This window comes from Streptomyces sp. B1I3 (assembly GCF_030816615.1).
Taxonomy (GTDB): Bacteria; Actinomycetota; Actinomycetes; order Streptomycetales; family Streptomycetaceae; genus Streptomyces.
Window position 1 is genome coordinate 3,879,126 of the sequence record NZ_JAUSYD010000001.1, and the last position, 16,796, is coordinate 3,895,921.

General features: G+C 71.5%; 14 protein-coding genes and 2 pseudogenes. 10 read left to right on the forward strand and 6 right to left on the reverse strand.

The window, feature by feature from the left end; all coding sequences use genetic code 11:
* Window positions 1–218: 218 nt before the first annotated feature.
* From QFZ58_RS17815 to QFZ58_RS17830, 4 genes and pseudogenes are all read left to right on the forward strand, one after another.
* Window positions 219–1,085, forward strand: a complete 867-nt coding sequence (locus tag QFZ58_RS17815; RefSeq protein WP_307125888.1) for an RNA polymerase sigma factor SigF — start codon at window positions 219–221, stop codon at window positions 1,083–1,085.
* Window positions 1,086–1,400: 315 nt separating this feature from the next.
* Window positions 1,401–1,718, forward strand: a pseudogene (locus QFZ58_RS17820) (DUF4158 domain-containing protein); the annotation flags it as partial.
* Between the two features lie 37 nt (window positions 1,719–1,755).
* Window positions 1,756–1,962 (forward strand): TetR/AcrR family transcriptional regulator C-terminal domain-containing protein, encoded by a 207-nt coding sequence (locus tag QFZ58_RS17825; RefSeq protein WP_373428564.1) that lies wholly within the window; start codon window positions 1,756–1,758, stop codon window positions 1,960–1,962.
* Between the two features lie 220 nt (window positions 1,963–2,182).
* A pseudogene (locus tag QFZ58_RS17830) lies at window positions 2,183–2,458 on the forward strand (recombinase family protein); the annotation flags it as partial.
* Window positions 2,459–2,651: 193 nt separating this feature from the next.
* On the opposite strand, the gene QFZ58_RS17835 reads toward QFZ58_RS17830, so the two are convergent.
* Window positions 2,652–2,867 (reverse strand): hypothetical protein, encoded by a 216-nt coding sequence (locus QFZ58_RS17835; protein WP_307125889.1) that lies wholly within the window; start codon window positions 2,865–2,867, stop codon window positions 2,652–2,654.
* Window positions 2,868–3,235: 368 nt separating this feature from the next.
* Here QFZ58_RS17835 and QFZ58_RS17840 point away from each other — a divergent pair, with 368 nt between their 5' ends.
* The 5 genes from QFZ58_RS17840 (at window position 3,236) to QFZ58_RS17860 (ending at window position 8,737) form a co-directional block, all read left to right on the forward strand.
* Window positions 3,236–3,748: a MarR family winged helix-turn-helix transcriptional regulator gene (locus QFZ58_RS17840; protein WP_307125890.1), complete on the forward strand. Its 513-nt coding sequence runs from the start codon at window positions 3,236–3,238 to the stop codon at window positions 3,746–3,748.
* 23 nt (window positions 3,749–3,771) lie between these two features.
* The gene (locus QFZ58_RS17845) at window positions 3,772–6,264 is read left to right on the forward strand and encodes an MFS transporter (protein WP_307125891.1); all 2,493 of its coding nucleotides are present in this window, start codon (window positions 3,772–3,774) and stop codon (window positions 6,262–6,264) included.
* Between the two features lie 223 nt (window positions 6,265–6,487).
* Window positions 6,488–7,303 carry a YceI family protein gene (locus tag QFZ58_RS17850; RefSeq protein ID WP_307125892.1) on the forward strand — a complete coding sequence of 272 codons (816 nt, stop codon included), beginning with the start codon at window positions 6,488–6,490 and terminating at the stop codon, window positions 7,301–7,303.
* A gap of 10 nt (window positions 7,304–7,313) precedes the next feature.
* On the forward strand, window positions 7,314–7,784 hold the full coding sequence (locus QFZ58_RS17855; RefSeq protein WP_307125893.1) for a PPOX class F420-dependent oxidoreductase: 471 nt from the start codon (window positions 7,314–7,316) through the stop codon (window positions 7,782–7,784).
* An 8-nt stretch (window positions 7,785–7,792) separates the two neighbouring features.
* Window positions 7,793–8,737: an NAD(P)-dependent oxidoreductase gene (locus tag QFZ58_RS17860; protein WP_307125894.1), complete on the forward strand. Its 945-nt coding sequence runs from the start codon at window positions 7,793–7,795 to the stop codon at window positions 8,735–8,737.
* Between the two features lie 236 nt (window positions 8,738–8,973).
* Here QFZ58_RS17860 and QFZ58_RS17865 read toward each other — a convergent pair whose 3' ends face one another.
* Window positions 8,974–9,408 carry an ester cyclase gene (locus QFZ58_RS17865; protein ID WP_307125895.1) on the reverse strand — a complete coding sequence of 145 codons (435 nt, stop codon included), beginning with the start codon at window positions 9,406–9,408 and terminating at the stop codon, window positions 8,974–8,976.
* Window positions 9,409–9,815: 407 nt separating this feature from the next.
* On the opposite strand from QFZ58_RS17865, the gene QFZ58_RS17870 reads away from it, so the two are divergent.
* A complete protein-coding gene (locus QFZ58_RS17870; RefSeq protein ID WP_307125896.1) occupies window positions 9,816–10,679 on the forward strand; it encodes an endonuclease/exonuclease/phosphatase family protein in 864 nt (287 codons plus the stop codon).
* A 60-nt stretch (window positions 10,680–10,739) separates the two neighbouring features.
* Here QFZ58_RS17870 and QFZ58_RS17875 read toward each other — a convergent pair whose 3' ends face one another.
* The 4 genes from QFZ58_RS17875 to QFZ58_RS17890 are packed head-to-tail and all read right to left on the reverse strand — an operon-like array spanning window position 10,740 to window position 16,747.
* Entirely contained in the window at window positions 10,740–12,917 is a 2,178-nt protein-coding gene (locus tag QFZ58_RS17875; RefSeq protein WP_307125897.1) for a glycosyltransferase family 39 protein, read from the reverse strand.
* Entirely contained in the window at window positions 12,914–14,209 is a 1,296-nt protein-coding gene (locus QFZ58_RS17880) for a bifunctional glycosyltransferase family 2/GtrA family protein (RefSeq protein WP_307125898.1), read from the reverse strand. Before QFZ58_RS17880 ends, QFZ58_RS17875 begins: the two co-directional genes overlap by 4 nt.
* A gap of 26 nt (window positions 14,210–14,235) precedes the next feature.
* A complete protein-coding gene (locus QFZ58_RS17885) occupies window positions 14,236–16,002 on the reverse strand; it encodes a cell wall metabolism sensor histidine kinase WalK (RefSeq protein ID WP_307125899.1) in 1,767 nt (588 codons plus the stop codon).
* A gap of 4 nt (window positions 16,003–16,006) precedes the next feature.
* On the reverse strand, window positions 16,007–16,747 hold the full coding sequence (locus tag QFZ58_RS17890) for a response regulator transcription factor (protein ID WP_307125900.1): 741 nt from the start codon (window positions 16,745–16,747) through the stop codon (window positions 16,007–16,009).
* Between the last annotated feature and the right edge of the window lie 49 nt (window positions 16,748–16,796).

Consider the following 16,796-nt stretch of genomic DNA (forward strand, 5'->3'; position numbering starts at 1 on the left):
CCTCACAGGCCGGTGCCGGAGGTGTAAAAGCCGTACACCCCCTGTTTCCAGCGCAGTTTCGCCGCTGACTTGTCGACATGTCACTACAGCGTGTTGCCGACATGTGACATTCTGCTGGAACCGCGTTTGCCGCAGCCCTACCTCCGGTATTCAGGTGGAGGCTGCGTTCCTCCGATGGTCGTGGCCACCGCGACCGTCCGCGACCTCAAGGGGGTGGCATGTCCGCAGAACAGGGCAGCTCGAAGGTGCTCACGCTCACGAAGAGCGTGCCCGCACCTGCCGTGCTCACCAGCTCGCCGGAAGCCATCGACACCCGCACCCTGTCACGCTCCCTGTTCCTGCGGCTCGCCGCGCTGGGCCCCGCCTCGGGTCCCGAAGGAACGGACAGTCCCGAGCGGACCTATGTGCGGGACACACTGATCGAGCTCAACCTCCCGCTCGTGCGGTACGCGGCGGCGCGGTTCCGGAGCCGCAACGAACCCATGGAGGACATCGTCCAGGTCGGGACGATCGGCCTGATCAAGGCCATCGACCGCTTCGACTGCGAACGGGGCGTGGAGTTCCCCACGTTCGCGATGCCGACCGTGGTCGGGGAGATCAAGCGCTTCTTCCGCGACACCTCCTGGTCGGTGCGGGTGCCGCGCCGGCTCCAGGAGCTGCGGCTCGCCCTCACCAAGACCAGTGACGAGCTCGCCCAGAAGCTCGACCGCTCGCCGACCGTGCCGGAGCTGGCCAAGGCTCTCGGGGTCTCCGAGGAGGACGTCGTCGACGGCCTCGCCGTGGGCAACGCCTACACGGCCTCCTCGCTGGACTCCCCGTCCCCCGAGGACGACGGCGGCGAGGGCTCGCTGGCGGACCGCTTGGGATACGAGGACGCGGCGCTGGAAGGCGTCGAGTACCGCGAGTCCCTGAAGCCGCTGCTGGCCAAACTCGCCCCGCGCGAGCGGCAGATCATCATGCTGCGCTTCTTCGCCAACATGACCCAGTCGCAGATCGGTGAGGAGGTCGGCATCTCGCAGATGCACGTCTCCCGGCTGCTGACCCGGACCCTCACCCAGCTCAGGGAGGGGCTCATCGCCGACTGACCCGCGTGGGCCCGGCCGGGGTGCGGACAGCCGCCGCCCCCCGCTCGGGCACACCAGGCAGTCCGGCGGTGCCGGCCTGCGGGACGGACGGCTCCACCGGCCGCCGGGGCACCTTGATCGCCGCCTCGGCGGCCGAGCCGTCCCGGGAGCCCGGGGGGGCGGCCGCCCCACCTGGGAGGGACCCGGCCTCGGGGAACATCGGTACAGCCGTTGGCGCTGAGAACGATCATGGTCGGCCAACACGCCGGCTGGGGCTCCGCTGGGGTTCGCGGAAAGATCGCCGGTCGGGTGCCGGGGCCGGCTACGGTCCGCCTCGTGCCGGTGGAATTTCTGACTGATGAGCAGGCCGAAGCGTATGGCGAGGCGTATGGCGAGTTCGCCGAGGAGCCGACCCGCCCTGAGCTGGAGTGGTTCCTCTTCCTGGACGACGTGGACCGGGATCCGATCGCGCTGCGGCGCTCGACGCACCACCAGTTCGGCTTCGCGCTCCAGATGTGCACGGTGCGCTACATCGGCCGATTCCTCCCGGACGACCCGCTCGACGCCCCCTGGCCGGTTGTCGAGCACCTGGCCGCGCAGCTCGGCATCGAGGACCCGTCGGTGGTGAAGCGGTACACCGAGCGGCCGAAGACGGCGGAAACTGCCCTACTTCGCCTCCGTCCAGCACTACTTGGAATCCGAGCATGAGGCGGGCAACGCCGACGTGCCCGACGCCGAGAGCGCCGCGAACCAGTTCCTCGGCATGATCGCTAACTACGTCCTGTGGCCCCGCATGCTGCTGACCGGCTGGAACCCCGCAGCCTCCGACATCCACAACGCCGTCGAAGAGGCCGTCCAGACCATGCTCGCCAGATACACCCCCGACCCGCCGGCCTGACCCGAAGCCGGAACTTCGACACTGACGCGCAATGCCCAAGATCCGCGACGCCTTCACCCGTGACACCTGTCGGCAAACGGTTTGCCGACAGGCGGCCGAAGCGTCCGGTGAACCCGTGTAATCAGGGGGTTCGAGGCGGCGCGAATCCAATCAGATCCGATGCTGATCGCTGACAGGATGTGACGACAGACAGGGTCCGATCCTCCGTACATGCCCTTCGGTGGCGAACCTGGTCTACAAGCGGGTCTCGACCGACTCGCAGTCGACCTCCCGGCAGAACCTCGTCCTGGCCGAGGCCGGGATCAAGGAGCCCATGGCGTTCGAGGAGGAGTCCGGCACCTCCGGCCGCCTCCACCCGCTCCAGCGCCCGAAGTTCGGCGAGCTGCTGGCGTACGCGCGGCCGGGCGACACCGTGCACCTCTCAGAGATGTGCCGCCTCGTACGCGGCACCGGGCACATCCTCGACGTGCTCGACGTCCTGCACCAGGGCCGCCTCGCCCTGCGCACCCCGAGGCCGGGACCGCCGCGGAAAGGGACGCACCCGCCTCCCCCGTCGGTCGGACGCGGGAGGCGGGTGCGGAAGAGGCCGTACGACGCCTTGTACGGATGCCTGGCGGGTCCTGCGAGCCCTCGGGCTCCGTCGCCCCGGAATCAGCGCCAGGGAACAGGGGGTACGGACAGGGGTCCGGTCAGCCGAGCGCGAGCCAGGCGACGGCACCGAGGACGACGAGGACCGCGACGACGGCCACGATCACCCCGGTCCTCGAACCGGACGAGGCCGCAGCCGGCTGCTGCCTGCGCTGCGGCTCGCCCTCGTCGACGAAGGCGCGGAACATCTGGGTGCTGCCCGCCGGATCGTGAGTGCCCTCGGGGCCCGGCTGCGGGGCGTGGGGGTTGTGTGCCATGGCCCAGGACCCTAGCGAACTCGGCCGTTCCGCCCAACCCCCGGGTCCGCGAAGGGTGATGCCCGTCCGGGATGTCCACCGCCTCTTCACCCGGCCGCCGAAGCGCTCATGGCGTCTCCGCGCGCTCCGTCCCCTGCCTCCGCACGCGTCCCGCACCCTCCTTCCGCCGCTCTCCCCCAGAGCCTGACTGTGCCCAGGGCCACACCCGTACCCGGTCATCCCCTGTGCGCTGGGCGCTTGACCGGGAGCCTACGGAGGCTTTTGGCTTCCTTTACTTATGCAAGCCCCATTTCGTTTGCCTGCAGCAACCAACAGCTTCTATCGTTGCCCTAAGCAACAAGATGAACCGTGAGATGTCTGGAGGGCCGGTGGCCGCACGGAGCCAGTACGAAGAACTGGCCCGGCAGCTCAGCGCCGTCGGAGCCGTCAAACGGGGCCTCGCCCGCATCCTGCCCGCCGAGTGCCCGAGCGGCGCGGCCGCGGTGCTCACGCTCCTGGCCAAGTACGGCGAGATGCGGATCACCCGGCTGGCCGAGCTGCTGGCCGTCGACATGTCGGTGACCAGCAGACATGTCGCTCACGTGGTGGACAACGGCTGGATCGAGCGGTTTCCGGACCCGGCGGACAAGCGGTCCCGCATCCTGCGGCTGACCCCGGCCGGCGACGCACTGCTCGACGACCTGACACGGCGGACCACCGAAATGTTCGCCCACAACCTCATCGACTGGTCCGACGAAGAAGTCGGACAGCTCAACACGTTGTTGTCCCGGCTGCGCGACAGTTTCTCCTGCCGCGGCTCCGGTGGATGCGCCCCCGGACGCCACAGCGGCGACTGCCGCGCCGGGCACTCCGACGACTCGTACACCCGTACACCCGTGTAACAGAAGCAAAGACAAGGATTTTCATGGCTACGACCACACCGACCGGTGTGCGGGGCGGCCACGCCAAGCACGGGGGATCAGAAACCCCCGACGGCACGCCGATGACACACCGGCAGATCATGGAAGCGCTGACCGGGCTGCTGCTCGGCATGTTCGTCGCGATCCTGTCGTCGACGGTCGTCTCCAACGCCCTGCCCGAGATCATCTCCGACCTCGGCGGCGGCCAGAGCGCCTACACCTGGGTCGTCACGGCCTCGCTGCTGGCCATGACCGCCACCACGCCCCTGTGGGGCAAGCTCGCCGACCTGTTCAGCAAGAAGCTGCTGGTCCAGATAGCCCTGGTCATCTACGTCGGCGGGTCGGTGGTGGCCGGCCTGTCGACCAGCAGCGGCATGCTCATCGTCTGCCGTGTCGTCCAGGGCGTCGGCGTCGGCGGTCTGTCCGCCCTCGCCCAGATCGTGATGGCCGCGATGATCTCCCCGCGCGAGCGCGGGCGCTACAGCGGCTACCTCGGCGCGGTCTTCGCCGTCGCCACCGTGGGCGGACCGCTGCTCGGCGGTGTCATCACCGACACCAGCTGGATGGGCTGGCGCTGGTGCTTCTACGTGGGTGTGCCGTTCGCGGTGATCGCCCTGATCGTGCTGCAGAAGACCCTGAAGCTCCCGGTGGTCAAGCGCCAGGTCAAGGTCGACTGGTCGGGCGCGTTCTTCATCAGCGCCGCCGTCTCCCTGCTGCTGCTCTGGGTGACCTTCGCGGGCGACAAGTACGACTGGGTCTCCTGGCAGACCTACACGATGCTCGGCGGTACCGCCGTCCTCATCGCGTTCTTCCTCTTCATCGAGTCCAAGGCCAGCGAGCCCATCATCCCGCTGCGCCTCTTCCGCAACCGCACGATCACCCTGGCCTCGGTGGCCTCGCTGTTCGTCGGTATCGGGATGTTCGCGGGCACCGTCTTCTTCAGCCAGTACTTCCAGCTGGCGCGTGACAAGTCGCCGACGATGTCCGGCGTCATGACGATCCCGATGATCGCCGGTCTGTTCCTCTCCTCGACGATCTCCGGTCAGATCATCACCAAGACGGGTCGCTGGAAGGCCTGGCTGGTCACCGGTGGCTTCCTGCTCACCGCGGGCCTCGGGCTGCTGGGCACCATCCGGTACGACACCCAGTACTGGCACATCGCGATCTTCATGCTCCTCATGGGCCTCGGCATCGGCATGATGATGCAGAACCTGGTCCTCGCCACGCAGAACCAGGTCGCTCCGGCCGACCTCGGCGCTGCCAGCTCGGTCGTCACGTTCTTCCGTTCGCTCGGTGGTGCGATCGGCGTCTCGGCGCTGGGCGCCGTCCTGGGCAACCGTGTCACCCACTACGTCAAGGACGGCCTCGCCGACCTCGGCCCCCAGGGTGCCGCGCTGGGCCACGGCGGTACGGGCGGCGGGGGCATCCCCGACCTGGACTCGCTCCCCGCTCCGTTGCGCACGGTCATGGAGGTCGCCTACGGGCACGGCGTCGCCGACGTCTTCCTGTTCGCCGCACCGGCCGCATTCGTCGCGTTCATCGTGACCATCTTCATCAAGGAGGTCGCCCTGAAGACCAACGCGGGCAACGACACCGCCCCGGCCATGGCCACGGCGCCCGCCGCACAGGCCGTCGACTCCACCGGCACGACCACCGCGCTCGTCGCCGGGGGAACGTCCGGGGACACCTCGGCCGGCACCGACACCGCACAGGCTCCGGCCGTGACCGTGCAGGGCACGCCCGTGCGCGGCGTGGTGCGCGGCGCCGAGGGCGTACCCGTCGCCCGGGCGGCCGTCACCCTCATCTCGCTGGGCGGACGGCAGCTGGGACGCTCCGTGGCCCAGGCCGACGGCGGCTACGTCCTGGACGCCCCGGGCTCCGGCTCGTACGTCCTGATCGCGTCGGCCGACGGCTTCCAGCCGCAGGCGTCCACCGTGGTCGTCGCGGACGAGCCGCTGGCCTACGACATCCTGCTCGCCGGTACGAGCGGCCTCTCCGGAACCGTACGGGCCGCCGAGGGTGCCGACCCGGTCGAGGGCGCGATGGTCGTCGTGACCGACGTGCGCGGCGACGTGCTGGCCACCGGGGTCTCCGGCGCCACGGGAGAGTTCAGCTTCGGTGAGCTCATCCCCGGCTCCGTGACCGTCGCCGTCACGGCCGCCGGCTTCCGTCCGCTGGCCCTGCCGGTGGAGATCGCCGGCCAGGGCGTCACCCGGGTCGACGCGGCGCTGCAGTCCGGCGCCCTGGTACGCGGTGTCGTCCGGGCCGGTTCCGGCCGGGCTCCGCTGTCCGACGCCCGCGTCACGCTGATCGACGCGGCGGGCAACGTGGTCGCCACCTCCACGACCGGCGAGGACGGCGTGTACGCCTTCGCCGACCTCGACGCGGGCGAGTACTCGGTCATCGCGACCGGCTACCCGCCGGTGGCCGGTTCGCTGACCGTGACCGGCAGCGGCGTCGACGGCCACGACATCGAGCTCGCCCACCCGGGCGTGTAGGGATACGGAAGATCCACCAAGACCCCTGGCGGTACAGCGCTTCGAGCGGAGAGGCTGTGGCCGCCGGTGGAAAAGGGCCCCGTGGTGGGAACGGCAGGCAGGGGACGGCCTGCCGTTCCCGCCCGGGGCCCGACTCATTGAGTCACCGAGTCACTGGGTCACTGAGTTACCGAGTCATTGAGTCACCGAGTCGATGGGTGACCGAGCAAGGAGAGAACACGGGATGGGACTTCGCGCACAGGTACGCACGCGGGACGGCTGGGCCGTCCAGCACGCGGTCGTGACGGTGACCGACATGACGGGCACGCAGGTGCTCCGGGCCGCCGCCGACGAGAACGGAGCCGTCCGCACCGGCGACCTCCTGCCGGCCGGCGCGTACACGGTGATCGTGACGGCCGTCGGGTACGCCCCCGCCGCATCCACCGCGCTCGTCACGGCCAGCGGCCGCGTCGAGGCGGGCACCGTCGTGCTGGCGCGGCAGGGCGGCGTGGAACTGCCCCCTCCGGGCACCTGGTCACTCGACCCGGTCCACTCCTCGGTCGCTGCCGTGGCCCAGCACCTGGGGATCTCGAGCGTGCACGGCCGGTTCACCGAATTCGGCGGCCGGATCGAGATCGCCGAGGACGTCCAGCGCTCCCGCGTGGAGGCCTTCATCTCGTCGGCCAGCATCGACACGGGCAACGGCATGCGGGACAAGCACCTGCGCTCGGCCGACTTCCTGGACGTGGAACGGTACCCGGAGATCACCTACCGCTCCCGGGCGCTCACCCCGGCAGGTCCCGACCGCTGGACGGTGCACGGCGTCCTCACCATGCACGGCGTCGCCCGGGACGTTGACCTCGACCTCAGCTACCTGGGCACCGGCCCCGACCCGTGGGGCGGGGTGCGGGCGGCCTTCCACGCGACGGCCGAGCTGCGCCGCGACGACTTCGCCATGAACTACAACCAGGTGGTGCAGGCGGGTATCTCCGCGATCGGCACGACACTGCGCGTGGAACTCGACATCCAGGCCGTGCAGGGGGATTCGCCCGAGGCATAGGCTTGACCGTATGGCACCCAACATCGCGACCAACACCGCTGTGGAGCTCGCCGAGCTGCTGGACTTCGTGCGGCCCCGGCACCGGGCGATCCTGCTGACCACCCGGTCCGACGGCCGCCCCCAGGGCTCGCCGCTCACCTGCGGTGTCGACGACGCCGGACGGATCGTCGTCTCGACGTACCCCGAGCGGGCCAAGACCCGTAACGCCAGGCGGGACGAGCGGGTGAGCGTGATCGTCCTGTCGGACGACTGGAACGGCCCGTGGGTGCAGGTCGACGGCTCGGCCGAGGTGATCGACGCGCCGGATTCCGTGGAACCGCTCGTCGAGTACTTCCGGAACATCTCCGGTGAGCACCCGGACTGGGACGAGTACCGCGCGGCCATGGTCAAGCAGGGCAAGTCCATCATCCGGATCACCCCGGAGCGCTGGAGCCCGGTCGCCACCGGCGGATTCCCCGCCCATCTGGCCACCGGCGGCTGACGGCCCGCATGACGCCTCACCCCGACGTGCTCGCAGGGGCCCGGTTGCTGACCGCCGCGGACATCGGCCCGTCCGTGGTCCGCGCACTCGAGCGCATCGCCGGACGCCCGGCGGGGCGCCCGTACGACACGGAGCCGGACGGGCCCTTCGTGTACGTGGGGGCCTCACTGCCCGAGGCCCTGCGGACCCCTGAGCTGGTGTGGTTCCACAGTGTCAACGCGGGTACGGACGCCCTGCTCGCCGCCGGACGCTGGCCCGGGAACGCCCTGCTGACCCGGACCGTGGGCCGGATGGGTGAGCGGATCGCCCAGTACGTGGCGGCCTGGATCCTGGCCGAGTGCCAGTCGGTCACGGAACACGCCGCACAGCATGCCCGTGCGGAGTGGCGCCGCCTCCCGGCCGAGTTCGTCGGCGGACAGACCGTCCTCGTCCACGGAACCGGACACATCGGAACCGCAGTTGCCGGCCTGCTGCGGAGGTTCTCCCTGCGGACGGTGGGGGTCCGCCGCACACCCGGCGGCACGGCCCCGGGCTTCGACCGCGTGGTCGAGGCCGGCTCCGACGAGGAGGCGGCCGAGCTGACGGCCGCCCGGTGGGTGGTCTCCACCCTGCCGTTGACCGCCGGCACGGAACGTTTCTTCGGCGCCGCCCGCTTCAGCGCGATGGACGGTGCCTCCTTCGTCAACACCGGCCGTGGCGGGACCGTCGACATGGCCGCGCTGGAGTCGGCGCTGCGCACCGGGGCCGTGCGGCGTGCCGTCCTCGATGTCCTGCCCGACGAGCCCGCGGGGCCTGAGGAAGCCGTCTGGCATCTGCCGCGCACCGTGATCACGTCGCACTCGGCCGGCATCACGGCCGACGAGGACGTCGTCACGGACTTCGAGGCGTGCTGGGAGGCGGTGGTGCGGGGACGGACCCCCACGCTGGCCGTGGACACCGCGCGCGGCTACTGACTCGTGCGCGGCCGCTGACTCCGGCCGGCCGGCGAGGCCGGCGATCCGCAGCCGCGCCGGCCCGCCACGACCGCCGGGCCGCCACGACCGCCGGGCCGCCCGTGCGCACGTGGTCCCGGTGCCGGCGGTCAGGATGTCCACCGCGCGTGAGATGTCGCGGTCGCGGATCGTGCCCGCCGTACGGGCCTGCTCCGGCAACCTGCCTGCGGGCACGCGAGGTCGTGGAGCCGCCCGGACTATCCCGGCGTACCGCCGGGCGCCGGGATGACACCGAGCTGCTGGAGGAAGCCGAGGAGGTCCTTGTCCGACCACTTCTCCGCGAGCCTGCCGTTCTCGATGCGGTGAATCACCGTCGCCGTCATCGTGAGCTGGTTCCCGGTGGCGGGAATGCCGGGAAGGTCTCTCTCGTGTACGCCACGGGCCGTCATCCGGGTCACCACCTTGTCGCCTTCCGCGATCTGGTCCTCGATGTCATGGGTCCCGGGAGTGGCCTCCCAGAAGAGGCGGAACGCCTGCTTGAGCCCCTCGCGACCGGACCCGAGCCCTGGAAACGGCGGCGGGGAGTGGTCCTGGTAGTCCTCGGCCACGAGTTCGTCCATGGCCTCCACGTTGCCGTTGTCGATCTCCGCGTAGAAGCGGCGGACCAGCCTCTTGTTCTCTTCGCTCGACACGGGGCTCCTCCACGCGGGTCTCGTACCGCCGGCACCGGCGGCACGACCGGAAGCATGACCCGCCCGGCCGCAGGGCCGCGCCCACGCCACGCCGGGGCTCCGTGTGCGACCACCCGGAAGCAGTCATGTGCGTGACTCGGCACACCGGCTGCAGGGCGCACGTGGCCTGACGCCGCACCAGTACCCGCGAGAGCCGGGGCCCGGGGGCGCCGGACCGGCAGCCGGCGCCGGTTCGGGCCGGGTTCCCGCAGCCGCACGCGCCTGTCCGCGTCCTCCCGCGGGGGCGCGATCGCGTCCCCACACCCATGGGGCACTCCGTGTACGCCGTACGACTCGTTTGGACCCGGCGGTCCCAGGGGTAGCTCTCCGGACGGCCCGGCACGTCATCGAGCGGATGGTGGAGCGGCATGACCCTGCGTCTTCGTACAGTGGGCTTCCTGATCGCGGCAGGTCTGTCGGCGACGGTGCTCGCGCCGCCCGCGGCGGCCGTCGGCCGGGGTCACGGGGTACCGCTCCGCGTCGCGACCTACAACATCCATGCGGGGGCCGGCATGGACAACGTGTTCGACCTGGACCGCCAGACGGACCTGCTCCGGACGCTGGACGCCGATGTGATCGGTCTTCAGGAGGTCGACGCCCATTGGGGAGCACGCAGCGAGTGGCGCGATCTCGCGGGCGAACTGGCCCGGCGGCTGCACATGCGGGTGTCGTTCGCGCCGATCTACAGCCTCGATCCGCCGGCCACCGGCGGGCCCCGGCGCGAGTACGGGGTGGCGCTGCTGTCCCGGTACCCGATCGTGAGCGCCGAGAACCACGAGATCACCCGGCTCTCGACCCAGGACCAGAACCCGGTCCCGGCCCCCGCTCCGGGCTTCGCCGAGGTGGTCCTGCGGGTGGAGGGGCTTCCCGTGCACGTGTACGTGACACACCTGGACTACCGGCCCGATCCGTCCGTGCGGGCCGCGCAGGTGGCCGACACCCGCCGGATCATGGGTGAGGACCGGGGCCGCAAGATCCTGCTGGGGGACTTCAACGCGGAGCCGGACGCACCCGAACTGGCGCCGCTCTGGGAGGAACTGAAGGACGCCGACCCGGGCGCGCCCACCTTCCCGGCGCTGGACCCGGTGAAACGGATCGACTTCGTGGCGGTGTCGAAGGAGGGCCCCTGGGCCGTCCGGGTGAACGGAGCGGCGGTGGCCGAGACGCTCGCCTCGGACCACCGCCCCCTCGTAGCCGACCTGGAACTCCGGCGCCGGCCGGGCCGGGCCTAGGGCGTGTTTCGAAAGTCCCGCCTGCGCTTCGGGCAGGCGACGCTACTTCCGAAACACGTCCTAGCTGCTCTTCGGTCGGGTGAGGTCGTAGAAGGTCGCGCTGCCCGCTGTGACCTCCTCGAAGTTCTCCTCCACCCATGACGCGATCCGGGACGAGGTGCCGGCTCCGCCCGCCCCGCCACCGCCCATGCCGCCCGAGATCAGGTAGTGGATCTTCCCGTCCGCCACGTACTTCTTGAACTCCGCGAGAGTCGGGGACGGGTCGCTGCCGTTGAAGCCGCCGATCGCCATCACCGGGTCTCCGGTGGCCAGCTGGTAACTCGCGGCGTTCTGCGAGCCGATGGCCGCGGCGATCCAGGTGTAGGCGTCGGCGTTCTGCGTCAGGAGCGTCCTGGCCCGGGAGTCGACGGTCGCGCCGTCGAGCAGGCCGCCCATGCCGCCACCGCCCATGCCACCCTCGCCCGTGGCACCTGCCGGCATACCGCCGCCCTGAGGGTTACCAGGAGCCTGCCCCTGCCCTTGGGCCTGGCCCTGGCCGGCTCCGCCCCCGCCGGGGAAGCCGCCACCCGGTGTCCCGCCCGGCGCGTTGCCCGGCGCCCGGCCGCCCTGCTGCGTGCCCTGTCCGGGAGGCTGCGTACCGCCTCCGGGGCCGCCACCGTCACCCCCGCCGGGGAAGCCGCCCCGGCCGCCGCCCGGTCCGCCCATGCTCGCGCCCGACGGTCCCGCGGTGACGATGGAGCCCTGGTGCCCGGTGTTCAGCGTGCTGACCGTGTACGCCGTCGGCCCGGCCAGCGATGCGGTGAGGCCCAGGCCCACCGCGCCGAGGACGAGCGCCCGCCCCAGCCGTGCGGCGAACAGCAGCCCCACCGCGCCGAGGAGACCGCCGATCAGGACGGCCCACCGCAGCCACGGGAAGTAGTCCGGTGTGCGCCCCAGCAGCACGTACGACCAGAGCGCCGTCACCGCGACGGTCACGGCGAGCGCCGTGCCCGCCCACCACCGGGCCCGCTCCTCCCACAGCACCGTGGCACCCATGCCGACCAGCGCCGCGATGTAGGGCGCCAGGGCCACCGTGTAGTACTGGTGGAAGATGCCGGCCATGAAGCTGAAGACCAGCGCCGTCATCAGCAGCGACCCGCCCCAGGCGAGGAACGCCGCCCGGGCCGTGTCGGTCCGCTTCGCCCGCCAGGTCAGCCAGACGCCCGCGATCAGCAGGAGCAGCGCGGCAGGCAGCAGCCACGAGATCTGACCGCCGACCTCGGAGTTGAACATCCGCCCGATGCCGGTCTCGCCCCAGCCGCCCCCCTGGCCGCCACCGCCCCCGCCGCCGACACTGCCGGTCTCCTCGCCGTTGATCCGGCCGAGTCCGTTGTAGCCGAAGGTGAGTTCGAGGAAGGAGTTGTTCTGCGAACCGCCGATGTACGGGCGGGAGGAGGCGGGCCACAGCTCGACGATCGCCACCCACCAGCCGCCGGCGACGACCGCCGCCAGGGCGGACAGGCCGAGCTGGCCGAACCGCCTCCACACGGACACCGGAGCGAACACCGCGTACAGCAGGGCCAGCGGCGGCAGGATCAGGAACGCCTGCAACGTCTTGGACAGGAACGCGAGACCCACCGCGGCCCCCGCCCACACCAGCCACTTCGTGCGACCGCCCTCCAGGGCACGGAGCACGCAGTAGACGGTGACGGTCATCAGGAGCGCGAGCAGGGCGTCCGGGTTGTTGAAGCGGAACATCAGTGCGGCGACGGGGGTCAGCGCGAACACGGCCATCGTGATCAGCCCGGCGGCGGCGCTGAAGCGGCGGCGCACGGCGGCGTTCAGAACTCCGGCCGTGGCGACACCCATCAGCACCTGGGGAGCGAGGATCGCCCAGGAGCTCAGGCCGAAGATCCGTACCGACAGGGCCATGGGCCAGAGGGTGGCAGGGGGCTTGTCGACGGTGATGGCGTTCGCCGAGTCCAGCGAGCCGAAGAAGAAGGCCTTCCAGCTCTGGCTGCCGGCCTGCACGGCCGCCGAGTAGAAGGAGTTGGCGTAACCGGAGGCGCTGAGGTTCCACAGGTAGGCGAGCGCGATGACCAGCAGCATGCCGAGGAACGCGGGCCGCGCCCAGCGCGGGTCCCCGGGCCTGCCCCGGCGGATGCGCCGCGCGAGCGACTCGCCCCGCACCGCGGCGTGCGCGGGAGGCCGGGGATTGTCCGGCGGCGCCGAGAGGTGGTCGGGGTGGATGGCGGTCATCGGACGTTCCTCAGTTCGTGGGCGGGACCCTTGCGGGCGTCCTGGTGGTCCGTGCGCCGGTCGGGGAAGACCCAGGCGCGGAAGAGGAGAAAGCGCAGCACCGTTGCCGCGAGGTTGGCCGCGACCAGCACGGCGAGTTCCCTCCCGTGCGAGGACGAGCCGGAGGCCGTGTCCAGCGCGGCCAGGGAGCCGCTGGTGAGGGCGAGGCCGATGGCGAAGACGACGAGCCCCTGCGCCTGATGGCGCACGGCGCCGCCCCGGCCGCGCACGCCGAAGGTGAGCCTCCGGTTGGCCGCCGTGTTGGCGACGGCGGAGACGAGCAGTGCCGCCGCGTTGGCGATCTGCGGGCCGGCACCCAGCCGGAAGAGGGAGTACAGGGCGAGGTACACGAGCGTGGAGAGCGCACCGACGACACAGAAGCCGACCAGCTGCCGGGCGAGTCCGCCCGGCACCCCGGGCACGGCCCGGTCCCGGGGGTCGTCGCCGAAGGGACGCGCCAGCCGGTCCAGCGGCAGGGCGCCGGTGGCCAGGGCCCGGCCCACCCGCCAGACGCCCTTCAGGTCCTCGATCGCCGTCCTCACGATGTGCACCGTGGAGTCCGGGTCGTCGACCCAGTCGACGGGCACCTCGTGGATGCGCAGTCCGGCCCGTTCGGCGAGCACCAGCATCTCGGTGTCGAAGAACCAGCCGGTGTCCTCGACCATGGGCAGGAGCCGCTGCGCGACCTCCCGCCGTATCGCCTTGAAGCCGCACTGGGCGTCACTGAACCGGGCGGCCAGCGAAGAACGCAGGATGAGGTTGTAGGACCGCGAGATGAACTCCCGCTTCGAGCCCCGCACCACCCGCGAACTACGGGTGAGACGCGAGCCGATGGCCAGGTCCGAGTGGCCGGAGATCAGTGGGGCGACCAGCGGCAGGAGTGCGTTGAGGTCGGTCGAGAGGTCGACGTCCATGTAGGCGAGGACGGGGGAGTCGGAGTGCGTCCACGCGGTGCGCAGTGCCCGCCCCCGGCCTTTCTCCTCCAGCCGGAACGACCGCACCTCCGGGATCAGGTCCGCCAGCCGGGCCGCCACCTGGGGCGTACGGTCGGTGCTCGCGTTGTCCGCGACGGTGATCCGGAAGCCGTAGGGGAACGTCCGCGCCAGGTGGTCGTGCAGGCGCAGTACACACGTTTCGAGGTCCTTCTCCTCGTTGTGGACGGGGACCACCACGTCGAGTACGGGAGCGCCGACCGCTGCGGCCAGGAGGTGTTCCCGGGCCGGCAGGGTGCTCAGAGGAGTGTCGGTTCGCATGGCACCGACATTCGCCAACCCCGCTGTCACGTCCGTGTGCTGCGCCTGTGGCCGGCCTGTGAGTACCCCGGGTGCCCCGGGTACGCGGCGGTGAGGCCGCCGGCCCGGGTGTGTGCCGAGCCGTCGGCCGGATCGCTTCCCGAACCGCCGACCTGGCCGGCCGGCGGGCTCTCGGCCGGACCGGTCCCCGGGCTCTCGGCCGGGCCGGCCGGCGGGCTCTCGGCCGGACCGGTCACCGAGTCGCCGGGCGGATCGGCCTCGGACACGGCGTCCGCGGGCAGATGGACCGCGAACACCGTGTCCCCCGGCACCGAACGCACCTCGGCCAGCCCGCCGTGCGCGGCGACGACGGCCTGCACGATGGCGAGCCCCAGCCCCGTCGACCCGGCGTGGCGCGAGCGCGAGGCGTCCCCCCGTGCGAAGCGTTCGAAGACGTGCGGCTGCAGCTCGGCAGGGATGCCCGGACCGTCGTCCTGAACCTCCAGGGTCACCCAGGGCAGCTCCGCACGCGCCTGGCGGACCCGTACCGTGACGGTGGTCCCCGGCGGGGTGTGTGTACGGGCGTTCGCCAGCAGGTTCACCAGGACCTGCTGGATCCTGGTCGGGTCGGCCGGCACCGTGGCGGGCACGTCGGGCAGCTCCAGTCGCCAGTGGTGGCCGGCTCCGGCGGATCCGTCGGGGGCGCGGTCGGCGGCACGCGCGTCGCTCACCGCGTCGACGACGAGCGGCGAGAGATCGGTGCTCTCGCACGAGAGCGGCCGTCCGGCGTCGAGCCGGGCCAGCAGCAGCAGGTCCTCGACCATGCCGGTCATCCGTTCCGCCTCGGACTCGATCCTGCTCAGGGCGTGCCGGGTGTCGGGGCCGGCGTTCTCCCTGCCGCGCCGGGTCAGTTCGGCGTACCCGCGGATCGAGGCGAGCGGTGTGCGCAGCTCGTGGCTGGCGTCCGCGACGAACTGCCGTACCCGCGTCTCACTCTTCTGCCGTGCGTCCAGGGCCGAACCGACATGGCCGAGCATCCGGTTGAGTGCCGCGCCGACCTGGCCGACCTCGGTACGCGGGTCGGCCTCGGCATCCGGGACCCGCTCGAACAGGGCCACCTCGCCGCTGTGCAGGGGGATTTCGGAGACCCGGGTGGCGGTGGCGGCCACCCGGCGCAGCGGGCGCAGCGCGACGCCGACCATGGCGGCGCCCGCGATGCCGGCGGCGACGAGCCCCGCGCAGGTGACGCAGACCTCGACCAGGATCAGGGTGCTGAGGGCCTTGTCCACCTCGGCCGTGGGGATGCCGACCAGGACGGACGTACCGCCGCCGGACGGCACGGCCTGCACGCGGTAGCCGCCGAGCCCGGGAAGCTCGACGTCATGGGATCCGCCGTCCAGGGGCACCGCGGCGGCGTCCAGGGCGTCCTCCTGCCCGCCGGACAGCGGCTCGGTGTTCCCACGAGCCTCCGGGGCGCCCTTCTTCACCACCTTCGACAGGGTGACGGCACCGTCGGAGACCACGGCAGCGAACGTGTTGAACGGCTGGCCACCGCCCATGCCGACGAAGTCCAGCGGCTCCTCGTCCTCCGGGCCGCCCGGGGCGATCTTGCCGATGCCCGGCGGACGCGCCGCGGCCATTCTGGCGAGGTCGTGCAGCTGGCCGTCCAGCTTGCCGTACATGTAGCTCTGGAAGGCGATCGCGGTGACCGAGCCGATCACGGCGGCGACGACCGCGATGAGCGTCACCGCGTACGCGACGAGCCGGGTCCGCAGCGTCCACGGGCGGCCCGCGCTCCTCCGCTTCCTGCTCACCGCGTCACTCGCCGGGCTTGATCAGATATCCCGCCCCGCGCCGGGTGTGGATCATCGGGGTCCGTCCCGCGTCGATCTTCTTGCGCAGGTAGGAGATGTACAGCTCGACGACGTTCGCCTGGCCGCCGAAGTCGTAGTTCCACACCCGGTCCAGGATCTGCGCCTTGCTGAGCACCCGGCGCGGATTGCGCATCAGGAAGCGCAGCAGCTCGAACTCGGTCGCCGTCAGGTGGATCGAGACGTCACCCCGGCTCACCTCGTGGCTGTCCTCGTCCAGCACCAGGTCGCCGACGACGAGCGTCGACTCGCTGCGGGCCACCGCGGCCGTGCCGGATCGGCGGATCAGCCCGCGCAGCCGGGCCACCACCTCCTCCAGGCTGAACGGCTTGGTGACGTAGTCGTCGCCGCCCGCCGTGAGCCCGGCGATCCGGTCCTCCACGGAGTCCCGCGCGGTCAGGAACAGCACCGGCACATCGGAGAGCTCGCGCCGCAGCCGGCCCAGCACGGCGAGACCGTCCATGTCGGGGAGCATCACGTCCAGGACCACCGCGTCGGGCCGGAAGTCGCGCGCCGTACGGACGGCGCCCGCCCCGTCACCGGCGCTGCGCACCTCCCACCCCTCGTACCGCAGGGCCATGGAGAGCAGCTCGGCAAGCGGAGCCTCGTCGTCCACGACCAGTACGCGTACGGGATTGCGGTCCGGCCTGAGCAGTTCGGTACGCCCCTGGGGCGAGGTCGTCGTCATGCCCCGACCCTCTGGGACGGCCGTGAGAGGGACCTTTCGCTCACCTGTG

Bases quoted from the DNA above. Each gene is read 5' to 3' on its own strand.
- QFZ58_RS17855 (WP_307125893.1), top strand. From the start codon at position 7,314: ATGGCACCCAACATCGCGACCAACACCGCTGTGGAGCTCGCCGAGCTG.
- QFZ58_RS17890 (WP_307125900.1), bottom strand. From the start codon at position 16,747: ATGACGACGACCTCGCCCCAGGGGCGTACCGAACTGCTCAGGCCGGAC.
- QFZ58_RS17850 (WP_307125892.1), top strand. From the start codon at position 6,488: ATGGGACTTCGCGCACAGGTACGCACGCGGGACGGCTGGGCCGTCCAG.
- QFZ58_RS17875 (WP_307125897.1), bottom strand. From the start codon at position 12,917: ATGACCGCCATCCACCCCGACCACCTCTCGGCGCCGCCGGACAATCCC.
- QFZ58_RS17880 (WP_307125898.1), bottom strand. From the start codon at position 14,209: ATGCGAACCGACACTCCTCTGAGCACCCTGCCGGCCCGGGAACACCTC.
- QFZ58_RS17860 (WP_307125894.1), top strand. From the start codon at position 7,793: ATGACGCCTCACCCCGACGTGCTCGCAGGGGCCCGGTTGCTGACCGCC.
- QFZ58_RS17845 (WP_307125891.1), top strand. From the start codon at position 3,772: ATGGCTACGACCACACCGACCGGTGTGCGGGGCGGCCACGCCAAGCAC.
- QFZ58_RS17835 (WP_307125889.1), bottom strand. From the start codon at position 2,867: ATGGCACACAACCCCCACGCCCCGCAGCCGGGCCCCGAGGGCACTCAC.
- QFZ58_RS17815 (WP_307125888.1), top strand. From the start codon at position 219: ATGTCCGCAGAACAGGGCAGCTCGAAGGTGCTCACGCTCACGAAGAGC.
- QFZ58_RS17870 (WP_307125896.1), top strand. From the start codon at position 9,816: ATGACCCTGCGTCTTCGTACAGTGGGCTTCCTGATCGCGGCAGGTCTG.